The organism is Acinetobacter sp. ANC_7553, assembly GCF_056779895.1.
The window spans coordinates 165,114-177,804 of the sequence record NZ_JBWYIV010000002.1; the positions used below are offsets into that span (position 1 = coordinate 165,114).

A 12,691-nucleotide genomic window follows, 5' to 3' on the forward strand; every position below is an offset into this window, starting at 1 on the left:
TTTGGGACAATAAAAAAGCCCACCGAAGTGAGCTTTGTTTAAACAAAAAATTACTTCTTGTCGTATTTTAAATCTGAGCTTGAAGGCTGATAAATCACTTGATCCGTAGTATTAGTTTTTAAGCCACCACCGAGTGATTTATAGAGCTCGATTTGGTTGTTAAGGTTCGCTTGTTCAAGCAGCAATAAACCTTGCTCAGCACTATACGATGTACGTTGCGCATCTAATACAGTTAAGAAACTGTCAATACCAGCGCGGAAGCGGGCATTTGAGAGTTTGTAGGTTGTATTGGTCGCATCAACTAAACGGCGTTGTGCAGTTAAACGTTCACCGATATTTTGACGCACTGCCAAAGCATCATTCACTTCACGGAACGCAGATTGAATTGATTTTTCATAATCAGACAATGCAATCTGTTGCTGTGTTTCAGAGACTTTAATATTGGCACGACGTGTACCCCAGTCAAAGATTGGAATATCTAGACTAGGACCAACAGACCAAACAAAAGCGCCAGACTTAAATAAATCACTTAAGTCTGTTGATGCATAACCTGCTGAACCTGTGAGGCTAATGGTTGGGAATAAACGCGCTTTTGCAGCACCGATATTCGCACCAGCCGCACTCAGCTGATATTCAGCCGCTTTAACATCTGGACGGTTGTTGAGTAGATCACTTGGCAAACCAGCCGCAAAAGCAGTGGTTGATGTCACACGTGTGATTCTCTCTTTAGGCAATAAATTGTCAGGTAGTGGTTGACCTACAAGGAGGTTTAACGCATTAACCGCTTGTGCAATTTGAGTCTTGTATTCAGCAACATCGCCACGTGCCGTTTCAACAGAAACTTGAGCCTGACGAAGCGGAACTTCACTGTCGATTCCCACATCAAAACGTTTTTTGTTGAGATTGTAAGATTCAAGTTGAGCTTTCAGCGTCTGTTCAGCGAGCTTAAGATTCGCTTGCGCATATGAGTAAGCCAACCAAGCTTGAGCTGTTTGGCTAATCAAGGCAATTTGAGTGGCATCACGTGCGCTTGCAGTTGAAAGATAAGTGTCTAGGGCATTGTCTTTCAAACTTCTAACACGACCCCAAAAATCAATTTCATAAGCCGTTAAACCTAAATCTACATTATAGGTTGTTACTGGGCTTGGCGAATTGATCGTGTCTTGTCGTAAAACACCACCACTTGCACCAATCGTAGGCAATTGATTGTTTTGGCTGATTTGAAATTGTTGACGTGCTAATTCGATATTTAGCGTTGCTTTACGAAGATCGCGGTTATTTGCCAAGGCTAAATCCAAAACTTGGATTAAGCGTTGATCTACAAAAAAATCCTTATAACCTTGCTCCGCAATAGATGGACCAGAAGCATTGCCAAGATAACTTCCTGGAATATTGGCTTGAGTGACCGGTTCTGGACCACGCATGCTTTGACATGCTGTCAAAGCAAGCGCAATTGCAGATACCGCAATGCTACGACCTGTAATAGACCATACGTTTTGCATCACGAAATTTGCTCCTGTTTATTTTGTTTTGGTTTTGTTTTAAAGATACTTCGGATCCATACATAGAACACTGGAATAAAGAAGATCCCTAAAAGTGTTGAGCTGATTACACCACCAAGTACACCATAACCCACGGAATGTTGACTTCCTGCACCTGCGCCAGAAGCGAGAGCTAGTGGAAGAACACCAAAACCGAAAGCCAATGTGGTCATAATGATTGGACGTAAACGCATTTTCGCGGCATGCAAGGTTGCTTCGAAGAGTTCTTCACCTTGATCTTGAAGCTCTTTCGCAAATTCTACAATCAAGATCGCATTCTTCGCGGACAAACCAATCACGGCAATAATCGCCACTTGGAAGTAGATGTTATTTGAAAGGTTTGGATCTTTCAAAATAATCATTCCCAAGAATGTTAAAGCAAGTGCACCAACAATACCCAATGGCACAACCATGAGTACAGAGAATGGGATAGACCAACTTTCATATAAGGCTGCCAAGCAGAGGAAGACAATCAATAACGAAAGAGCATAAAGGAATGGTGCTTGTGCGCCAGACTCACGTTCTTCAAGAGATAAACCAGTCCATTCGTAATCGAAGCCTTGTAAGCCCATTGAAGGAAGCTTCGCAATGATTTCTTCAACCGCTGCCATTGCATCACCCGAACTCACACCTGGAGCTGGAGTGCCTGTAATGTTCATGGAAGAAACGCCGTTATAACGCTCTAAACGTGGTGAACCATAAGTCCATTCGCCTGTTGCGAACGCTGAGAATGGAACCATCGTACCTTGGTTATTGCGGACATACCACTTGTCTAAGTCTTCAGGCATCATACGAGAGCTCGCTTCACCTTGGACATACACTTTTTTCACACGACCACGATCGATGAAGTCATTAATGTATGTACCACCCCATGCCATACCCATCGTACTATTGATTTCAGCAATGCTGACTCCCATAGCACCTGCTTGAGCATGATCGACGATGACACGATATTGAGGCGTATCTTCTTGTCCGTTAGGACGAACACCTGTTAAACGCTGATCTTGAGAAGCTAAGCCGAGTACAGCATTACGTGCTGCTAATAATTGCTCGTGACTTTGACCTGCAGCTGCTTTTAACTGTAGGTTAAAGCCTGCACTCACGCCCAACTCCGGCATTGCTGGAAGTTGAAGAGGCATGATATAGCTGGCATCTTTCACAATCATATTCAGTGCCATACCACGTTGGATAATTGCACCGACCTGAGATTCAGGAGAGGTACGGTCTTTCCAGTCTTTCAACTTAATGAAGGCAAGACCCGCATTTTGACCAATACCCGTGAACGAGAAACCAGCAACACTAAATACAGATTCAACATGTTCTTTCTCGTTATTGAGGAAGAAGCCTGTCATTTGATCAATTGTTTTACCAGTGCGTTCAAGCGTTGCATTTGGTGGTAGCTGAACGAGAGTCATCACCACACCCTGGTCTTCATCTGGTAAGAATGAAGAAGGAAGGTTGACAAACAACCAACCCATCACAGCAATCACAACACCATAAACCAATCCTGCAAATAGCTTGGCATGTGTTAAACGGTTTACGCCGTTTTGATATTTCACCGAAATTTTGTCAAAACCATTGTTAAACCAACGGAAGAAACGGGCAAAAATGTTATTGCTTTGAGGTTTGTTGGCATCATGTTTTTTCAACATGGTCGCACACAATGCAGGGGTAAAGGTTAATGCAACAATCAATGAAAGGATCATTGCTGTAACGAGTGTGATAGAGAATTGACGATAAATTACACCTGTCGTACCCCCCATGAATGCCATAGGTACGAATACTGCAGTTAAGACAGAGGTAATACCAATCAATGCACCAGAGATCTGTCCCATCGACTTTTCAGTCGCTTCCACAGGCTCAAGATGCTCTTCTGCCATAACACGTTCAACGTTTTCTACGACGACAATCGCATCATCCACCAAAAGACCAATGGCGAGAACCATAGCGAACATGGTTAATGTGTTGATCGAGAATCCGAACATGTTGATCACGGCAAATGTACCCAATACAACCACGGGAACAGCCATTGTTGGAATAATGGTTGCACGCCAGTTTTGTAGGAACAAGAACATGACCAAGAATACGAGGATAATCGCTTCAATTAAGGTTTTCACAACACTTTTAATTGAGAGCTCAATAAATGGTGTTGTGTCAAAAGCAAGTTTGTCCACCATACCTGTTGGATAGTTTGGACGTAATTCTTTTAAACGATCTTCAATCGCTTGGGCTGTATCTAATGCGTTTGCACCCGTTGCCAAACGAATCGCTACACCACCTGCAGGTTGACCATTAAATTTAGAGTCAAATGCATAGTTGTCTGCACCTAATTCAATTTTAGCGACATCACCTAAACGAACTTGTGCACCATTCGGTGAGTTCTTAAGGAAAATATTTGAAAATTGTTCAGGTGTTTGTAAAAGACTTTGAGCAGTTACAGTCGCATTTAAAACTTGACCTTGTACAGAAGGTGCACCACCTAACTGACCTACCGCCACTTGCGCATTCTGAGTTCTTAATGCATTTGCAATATCACTCGGTGTAACTTGCAAGTTGGCCATTTTGGATGGGTCCATCCAAATTCGCATAGCATATGAACCACCAAATACTTGCACTTCACCAACACCAGTCACACGGCTAAGTGGTTCAGAGATATTTGAGTTTACATAGTCTTTAATGTCATTTGCATCTAATGCATCTGACTCAGAATAAAACGCAATAACTTGTAAGAAGCTTGCGCCAGACTTGGTAACTTTTAAACCTTGACGTTGTACGTCTTCAGGCAAAAGTGCAGTCGCTGATTGAAGTTTATTTTGAACTTGTACCTGAGCAATATCAGGATCGATACCTTGTTCAAAGTTTAGTGTAATGGAAGCTTGTCCATTACCCGCACTGTTAGATGAGATGTAACGCAACCCATCCAAGCCATTCATTTGTTGTTCAATAATTTGCGTTACTGTGTTTTCAACAGTTTCAGCAGATGCACCCGGATATGTTGCAGAAATCGATACCGTTGGTGGTGCAATCGTTGGGTATTGGGCAATTGGCATCTTGGTGAGGGATAAAATACCCGCCAACATGATGACCAATGCAATCACCCAAGCGAAAATTGGGCGATGGATAAAAAAGTGAGCCATTCAGTCTACTCCTTATGCATTTGAAGTAGCTTTTTGTTCAGATTGAGCTGCTGGCTTTGCTTGTTGACCATCTTTGCCGGCTTGAGGTGCTGCAGCTTGAGGTTGGTAAGGTTTAGCTACAACTTGTTGTTCAGGTTTAACTTTCGCCACACCATCTACAATGACCTTGTCACCTGTATTTAGACCTTTGGTCACAATCCAATCTTTACCTTGAACACCTGCTGTCTCAATTGGACGTACTTCAACTGCACCTTTCGCATTCACGATCATCGCAGTCGCTTGACCTGTTGGTGTACGGGTCACAGCCGCTTGAGGCACTAAAATCGCATTAGGAATTACACCTTGCACAATTTGAGCATTAGTGAACATTCCTGGCAATAATAATTGGTTCGGATTTGAGAACACAGCACGAAGGGTAACTGTCCCTGTTTCTGGATTTACACTTGCATCAGAGAATGCAAGATTACCTTCAATAGGGTAAATGCTGCCATCTTCAAGTTTTAAACGAACTTTAGTATTGTTGCTGCGGTCGATGCTGCCTTGACTCAACTGTTGACGTAAGCGAAGAAGCTCTGCACTTGATTGGTTGATATCAACATAGATTGGATCAAGCTGTTGGATTGTCACCAATGCTTCAGGTTGATTAGCCGTTACTAATGCACCTGCAGTCACACTAGAGCGACCTGATTGCCCTGAAATTGGTGAACGAACAGTAGAATAACCTAAGTTAATCTGCGCATTTTTCACCGCTGCTTCTGAAGCTGCAACATCTGCTTGTGCCAATTTAACTTGTGCTTGTAGATCATCAAATTCTTGCTTAGACACAGCATTGATACCGACAAGTTGGCGATAACGGTCAGCTTTAACTTGAAGCGCATTGAGATTGGCTTTTTGACGAACTAAGGCTGCTTTTGCACTGTCTAAGTTCGCACGGTTGGTATTTGCATCAATTTCGTACAGAGGTTGTCCTTCACGCACAAAACTACCTTCAGCAAACAGACGCTTTAAAATCACACCGCTTGCTTGCGGACGTACTTCAGAAATTTGATAGGCTGAAGTTCGACCCGAAAGCTCGACAGTTTGTTCAACACTTTGTGGTTGAGCAACGATGACACCAACTTCAGTTGGCGGCATTTGCTGTTGTGCAGCGGCTTGCTCTGCATCTTTTGGATCTTTGCTACAACCCACAAGTGCAATACTTGTTGCAAGAGCACAAGCAGTGAGGGCAGGGGCCCAAAGCTTTGCCGACATCATTATTCCACCTCGTTAGATTTTTCTCTAAAAATAATTGTTTGCTTTGCTATCCGTTGTGATAGGACTAACCACAGTATAGTCAGCCATATCAACGCAATACTCCAACCTGCAACAACATCTGTCGGGTAATGAGCACCGAGATAAACCCGTGAAAAACCCATGCCAACAAACCATATACAGGCAGCGACAAAAATGATTCTACTTTGATGATGGTTTCGAAAGATCATGATCATCAAACCAGCAATCACTGCTGCATAGAGACTATGTGCGCTTGGAAATGCGGCTCCATAAGTTTCAACGATTTGATAAATTGCATTTGGACGAGGTCGGTCGAAAGCATATTTGAGTAACCAGCCAAGACAGGCACCACCAACGAGACCAAGTGAGATAAATAGACAGTTAGCATATTGTTTTAATCGCCATTGCTGTAAGGTCCAGATCGCCACGCACATCAGCATGATCGGTAAACCGCCAACATGAGACAATAAAACCGCAATTCCATCTATGAGGGGATTGCGGTGTTGACTCATCCATGAAACAGCAGTGAGATCGAGCTGATGTATCGTTGGAATATAGATTCCTATACTACTTATCGTTATTCCTAAACAACCTATTAAAATCAGTAAGTAAGGCATATAAAATAACCTGAGTTATATTATAGTCGCATACATTTATTGCATGAATGCGTCAAAGTGTACTCGCCAGTACACTTTTTTTCAAGTCAGTGTAAAAGCATAATTTATAGTAATTTCATTACAATGTGCATCTTATTTTTAGCACAAAAAATAACACAAATATCTAATGAGAAGATTTCTTTGGTGAAATTGGATCTTCGACCTCTAAAGGTTGTTTTGGGGGCCAGAAAAAGTCCATTGGTCGTGTAACAAAGTGAGTAAATACTAATTTTGCTAGAGGTTTCCATTGTTCAAAACGAACACGTCGTGCGCGTAATGCCACAATAATAGTGAGACTAAAGCTGACAAATAAGTTGGTCAAACCAATTAATAATACACCAAGGAATGAAACAATAATGAGCCCTATTTCAGGCGTGCCATTGATACTCAATAGGCCCTGCATAAAGTTTGCTGAAGCAAAGGCAATATGACGAATATCTAAAGGCAGACCAAGAATAAAGCCAATTGTCCCCATGCTGCCTAGCATGATTCCGAACAGGAAATTCCCGGCTAGTGCTCCTAAATTACGTTCAATATAGTTTGCAAACTTTTCCAGTCTGTCAGCACCTAGCCAGTTTTTTAGACGATGATGTGCTTTTAAGCGAGGTCCGACTTTACGATACACTGCCATGTTGTCGAAGTAACCTGCGATCAAACCAGATAAAAATAGACATACACCTGCAATAGCTGCATGTGGGACTGCTAGGGATGTAAAAGGATTCAAACTATGAAGTAAATATGTTGCTTTACTGTGATTGAGTAATTGTTCACCCAGAATCAACGGCCACATCATGGTGATCAATGCTGCAACCGGAATTGCAATGGAAATATTGCCGAGAATAGCGACAAACTGCGTACGGATAATATTGATAATCAGTGCAGCAAGTTCTGCAATTTGTGCAGTTCGAGACCCTTTCTTTTGTTGAACTGTCGCGGCTAGGGCAGCTGCAGTCATAGCAGGTTGTTTGGTTGCAACGGTAAAATGCAGTACATGGATCAACATGAAACCTAATGCATAGTTCATGCTATACGCGAAGGCTTGCATGATAGGTGCCATGGCGATGCGCGCAGTGAGAATCTTCAAGGTCGCCATGATAGCGATAATGACGCCTGCACCTGCGGCTGATTTGTACATACTGAAGAAACCAGCTTTATTGGTACTTACATAATGTTCGCCTGTTTTACTGGCATTTTCAGTGACTTGTAATGCGATTAATTCACTGTTTGTTTTTAAAAGCTCTCGAACACTTCGCTCCTCATAGTGAGCCGCAACTAAATCTTGACATAACTCAGCTAGTGCTAAGTATTGAACTTTTCCAGTTTCAGTCAATAAGTTCAATAATAGTTCAATACGATCTAAACATTGCTCAAGCAAAGACAATAAATAAGTGAGACTTAAACTTACCCCAATTCTTTTCGTAGCACGACGAATCTTTAAAACAACATCGCGACACTGCTCAATCATCACCAAAGCTTGGTTGGCGTCGGGTACGACCATAGCAGTGAGATCATCAACTTCACTATAATGTTTTTTGTATAGCTCAATAAATTCAATGATTTCACGATTCTGCACCAAAAAAGGTGACTCATATTCAGTCAGTTCTGGTTGTGCATTAATAAACTCAGGATAAAGTCCAATACCGCTGATACGGTAAGATAAAACAGTAATGGCTTTAATCATGTCGCGTTTGATGCCAAATTTTGCATCTAAGCTGCCATTACTTTGATTGACAATCTGAAAAAACTGAATCCATTGCTGATCTTCAATATTTTCTAGCCAATATTTATCGCTACGTAAATGAAAGACACGGAAGACTAAATCTTTTAAATCAGTTTCATCGGTCAAAAGGGGAAGAACATGCGCTCCCATTCGTTGACCCAACTGATTCCAAAAACCATCTAGAGAAAGAATCCCACTGTCCGCATAAATAGTGGTTTGTTTATAGCGATTGATCAGATGAACGATATAGGCTTGAAAAGTGGTGGCTGCAGTCGGCGTAATTAATAACGCTTGAATCAACGCCTGAAATTTTTGATTAATTTCTTCTAGGTTATAACTGTCTGATGGACGGATGCGATTAACGAGTTCAATGAGTATGTTTTCGTCTGGAGCAGCTTGATGATGGTCAAGTTGCTCCTGCATTTGTTTAAAAAGATCATTAAAGTTTATATGCATACGCAAATTTTTTTAGTTGAAGTTTATTGGATTCGATCTAATGCTAATTGCGCCAAATTATCAAGCGCTTGACGATAAATACTTTCAGGCAGTTGTAACAATGCCTCACGAGCTGCTGTAGTTTCTTCAACAGCACGTTCGCGACAGTAATCTAGTGCACCAGAGTTTTGAACAATCTGAATCACTTGATCCAAATGTTCAGTACCACCTGTAGTGATGCTACGACGGATAATATCGTGCTCTGCACCAGAAGTTTTTTGTAGAGCAGCAATCAGTGGCAGTGTTGGCTTACCTTCCATTAAGTCATCGCCAATATTTTTACCAAGTGTTTCTGCGTCAGAGGTGTAATCGAGTATGTCATCTATGATTTGAAATGCATTCCCGAAATGACCTGCGTATTTTCTGAGTGCTTCACGATATTGATGTTGATTGGCAAGAATCGCAGCGCCTTCAGTCGCCAATTCAAACAAACGAGATGTTTTGCCGTGAATAATATCTAAATAAGTCGCTTCAGTGGTTTCAGGTTGATGTTGAGATTGCAGTTGAAGTACTTCTCCTTCAGCAATTTCACATGTTCCTGTTGAGAAGTCTTTTAATAACACCATATTGTTCAAATCTACGAGCAAATCGAAAGCTCTAGAAATCAGGAAGTCTCCAACAAGTACAGCGGTTTGGTTATTCCATGTTGCATTCGCTGTAGGACGACCACGGCGTAACCCAGACTCATCTACGACATCATCATGTACCAGTGTAGCGGTATGCAGCATTTCAATAATTGCAGCTAACTTTTGGGCATGCTCTAGGTTGGTTTCACCGCAAGCGCGAGCAGCCAATAAACACATAATAGGACGCATGCGTTTACCACCTGCCTCAACCACATGTTTGCTGACTGACATCACCAAAGCAACTTTAGAGCTGATTCCTTCATTAATAAGTTGGTCCATCGCAGCAAAGTCTGTAGCAACAGGTGCGAGAATGTCTTGCTTAAAATCGATGGCCATAACAATGAAGTCCTTATACAAACAGTAGATGTTACTCAGCTAGTGTAACAATTTAAGTGAAAGTTTTGGTCGCTTTGCCACATGAATATGCATGATTTTCTTAATGTTGTTCAGTTTCTATTCATGTTTGTGATTTAATCTTCATAATACCAATAAAACTTGATATGTCATTTGATATTCGAAGTAGTTCATTTTGTGAATAAATATAGTTTAATCAATCAGCAAATTGTTATTTTCATGTAAGAAATAGATATTTCGGGATGAAAGTTAACTTTTAGACAAAAGACCTTGTTGTTTATTTCATTATCACTTAAAATCCTTGCCCTTGAATAACCCCCAGTGGCGTTCGTTTTAAGATCGATATATTCCTTTATCGGCACGACGACACGGGCCTGTTGGAGTACATTATGTACGCAGTAATCCAAAGCGGTGGTAAACAACACCGTGTTGTTGAGGGTGAAACCCTTAAAGTTGAATTATTGAAAGCTGAAACTGGTTCTACTATTACGTTTGATGACGTATTAATGTTAGTGAACGGTGATAGCATTCAAATTGGTGCTCCAGTTGTTGCTGGTGCTAAAGTAACTGCTGAAGTAGTTAGCCATGGTCGTCACGACAAAATCCGCATCATCAAAATGCGTCGTCGTAAACACTATCGTAAACAACAAGGTCACCGTCAATGGTTCACTGAGTTGAAAATTACAGCTATTTCAGGCTAATTACGAGGAGTAAATAGACATGGCAACTAAAAAAGCCGGTGGTTCGACACGTAACGGTCGTGACTCAAATCCTAAAATGTTAGGTGTTAAAATGTTCGGTGGTCAAGCTGTGACTGCTGGTAACATTATCGTTCGTCAACGTGGTACAGAGTTCCACGCTGGTGCTAACGTTGGTATGGGTCGTGACCATACTTTATTTGCTACCGCTGATGGCGTGATCAAATTCGAAGTTAAAGGTCAATTTGGCCGTCGTTATGTATCTGTTGAAACTGTATAAGTTTTATCAGGCATAACCAAAAAACCCACTCTTGAGTGGGTTTTTTTATATCTGAAAGAAAGTTTTTGAACTGAAGTGAATCTTCATCATGATGAAGTATTTTCAACAATTTAGCTAAATAACAATACAAAAGTTCTTATTTTCTCAATTATTAGCGATCAAATTTGGTTTAAGATGACTCCATATCAAATGATGATCAATAACAAAAGGTGGGATCATGACAATGCTTCGTAAAACGATTGGTGCAATTACAATGAGTGCTGCAATGATGGCACCAGTCGCAAGCACTCAAGTTTTCGCAGCGCCAGTGGCTGCTTCGGAGCAACAAGCGACCGCAAACTTGGTTCGTCAATTAAACGGAATAAAAAGTTTAACGGCAAATTTTGAACAAACAACGAAAGCAACTAAATCTAGTAAAGCACCACAAAAACAAGGTTTGAGTGCTCAACATATGAATCAGACTTTTACTGGGGTGATGAAAGTTGCTCGTCCAGGTAAGTTCTATTGGGAAACTACAGCACCAGCAAAACAAACAATTGTGACTTCTGGAAAGATGATTTGGATCTATGACCCAGATCTACAGCAGGCAATTCGTCAAAATATGGATGAGCAAGTTGCCAATACACCAGCATTATTATTGTCTGGTAATACCAACCAAATTATGCAGTCATATCGTGTAACACAGCCAAATAAAGCTAAAACTTATTACACGTTATATCCTAAGCAGAAAGATGGTGCCTTTCAGAGTCTGACCATTAGTTTCGGTGTAAATAAAGCGCCAAGCTTAATGATTTTAGAAGATTCATTAGGACAAACTACACACGTTAAATTTAGTAATGTGAAAGTGAATGCAGGTATTCCGGATTCAACATTTAACTTTACACCGCCCAAAGGCACAGACATTATTGACCAATAATATAAAAGCAGCGTTTATCGCTGCTTTTTTTAACTACAAATTTCAACTGAATTCATGTCATCTAGAATTTATAGTCTCTGTGTTAAACACTCATTTTTATTGGAGGCTATATGCTAAAACACATGAATCGGTTTGGAAAATTGAGTGTTATTTGTGCATCAATGATCATGTTAGGCGCTTGTCAGCCTAAATCTGATGCAGAAACTAAAAAAAGCAATGAGACTGCTGCGCAAGCAAAACAATCAGAATCTTGGTATATCGAATCGAAGAACGTCGAATTAAAGCCTAAACAGAAGCAAGTATGCGATGAGGCAGGGTGTACAGAATATTCATTCCAAACGGTTGAAACTAATCATCCGTGGATTAATATGTATTTTAAAAATCGGATAGAAAAAGCAGACCCTATACCATTCCAATCGGCTACTAAGAGCTCAGAGACTAAAACTGTTGATCCGCTGAAGTTGAGTCAAAGTCAGACTGTGGTACGTTATTTAAGTCAACATCAGAATATAGCGAGTTTTGAATATCTGAGCTATGTATATCCTGCTGGTGCAGCACATGGGATGTACCACAAAGAATATGTTCATTTCGATTTAAAAACTAAAAAAAGAATAGCACTACAAGATTTAATTGTGAAAGGTCAAAATAAAAAGCTATTAGAAACACTTTATAGTGCTAATAGTATGTGGCTTACAGATCATAATATTGAACAAGATAAACTCGAATTAAGTGACAATTTCTATTACGGAGTTGATGGTATCGTATTTGTTTATCCGCTGTATGAACTCGCGTCCTATGCTGAAGGAATGTCTGAACTCACTTTACCTTATGTGAGTGTGAATGGTTTGATACAGTCAGAATATCTTCCAAACCTACCCAAACTCGCTGCTGAGTAATTGACTCTATTTTAATTTGATTCAATAAGCTTCAGCTGTCAGCGCTTCGACTGTATTTTTTTCAACGAAGCGCTTACACTATAGGCAGTTTTTTTCCCTG

General features: G+C 40.8%; 10 protein-coding genes. 4 read left to right on the plus strand and 6 right to left on the minus strand.

The window, feature by feature from the left end; all coding sequences use genetic code 11:
• Nucleotides 1–50: 50 nt before the first annotated feature.
• The 6 genes from adeK to sdsA all read right to left on the minus strand — a co-directional run bounded on the left by adeK (nt 51) and on the right by sdsA (nt 9,783).
• On the minus strand, nt 51–1,502 hold the full coding sequence (gene adeK, locus AC1M9I_RS02470; RefSeq protein WP_481609858.1) for a multidrug efflux RND transporter AdeIJK outer membrane channel subunit AdeK: 1,452 nt from the start codon (nt 1,500–1,502) through the stop codon (nt 51–53).
• On the minus strand, nt 1,502–4,678 hold the full coding sequence (locus tag AC1M9I_RS02475; RefSeq protein WP_481610633.1) for an efflux RND transporter permease subunit: 3,177 nt from the start codon (nt 4,676–4,678) through the stop codon (nt 1,502–1,504). The genes adeK and AC1M9I_RS02475 overlap by 1 nt, the downstream gene beginning before the upstream one ends.
• Nucleotides 4,679–4,690: 12 nt before the next feature.
• Nucleotides 4,691–5,932: an efflux RND transporter periplasmic adaptor subunit gene (locus AC1M9I_RS02480; RefSeq protein WP_035267853.1), complete on the minus strand. Its 1,242-nt coding sequence runs from the start codon at nt 5,930–5,932 to the stop codon at nt 4,691–4,693.
• Nucleotides 5,932–6,567 carry a phosphatase PAP2 family protein gene (locus AC1M9I_RS02485; protein WP_481610634.1) on the minus strand — a complete coding sequence of 212 codons (636 nt, stop codon included), beginning with the start codon at nt 6,565–6,567 and terminating at the stop codon, nt 5,932–5,934. Before AC1M9I_RS02485 ends, AC1M9I_RS02480 begins: the two co-directional genes overlap by 1 nt.
• Nucleotides 6,568–6,730: 163 nt before the next feature.
• Nucleotides 6,731–8,782: a site-specific recombinase gene (locus AC1M9I_RS02490; protein ID WP_092766860.1), complete on the minus strand. Its 2,052-nt coding sequence runs from the start codon at nt 8,780–8,782 to the stop codon at nt 6,731–6,733.
• Between the two features lie 23 nt (nt 8,783–8,805).
• A complete protein-coding gene (gene sdsA / locus AC1M9I_RS02495; RefSeq protein WP_035267858.1) occupies nt 8,806–9,783 on the minus strand; it encodes an All-trans-nonaprenyl-diphosphate synthase in 978 nt (325 codons plus the stop codon).
• 407 nt (nt 9,784–10,190) lie between these two features.
• On the opposite strand from sdsA, the gene rplU reads away from it, so the two are divergent.
• From rplU to AC1M9I_RS02515, 4 genes are all read left to right on the plus strand, one after another.
• The gene (gene rplU / locus AC1M9I_RS02500) at nt 10,191–10,502 is read left to right on the plus strand and encodes a 50S ribosomal protein L21 (RefSeq protein WP_035267860.1); all 312 of its coding nucleotides are present in this window, start codon (nt 10,191–10,193) and stop codon (nt 10,500–10,502) included.
• Between the two features lie 19 nt (nt 10,503–10,521).
• Nucleotides 10,522–10,779: a 50S ribosomal protein L27 gene (gene rpmA, locus AC1M9I_RS02505; RefSeq protein WP_035267862.1), complete on the plus strand. Its 258-nt coding sequence runs from the start codon at nt 10,522–10,524 to the stop codon at nt 10,777–10,779.
• Nucleotides 10,780–10,996: 217 nt separating this feature from the next.
• Nucleotides 10,997–11,695, plus strand: a complete 699-nt coding sequence (lolA, locus tag AC1M9I_RS02510) for an outer membrane lipoprotein periplasmic chaperone LolA (RefSeq protein WP_092766859.1) — start codon at nt 10,997–10,999, stop codon at nt 11,693–11,695.
• A 110-nt stretch (nt 11,696–11,805) separates the two neighbouring features.
• Nucleotides 11,806–12,591 (plus strand): RsiV family protein, encoded by a 786-nt coding sequence (locus AC1M9I_RS02515; RefSeq protein ID WP_481610635.1) that lies wholly within the window; start codon nt 11,806–11,808, stop codon nt 12,589–12,591.
• Nucleotides 12,592–12,691 lie beyond the last annotated feature (100 nt).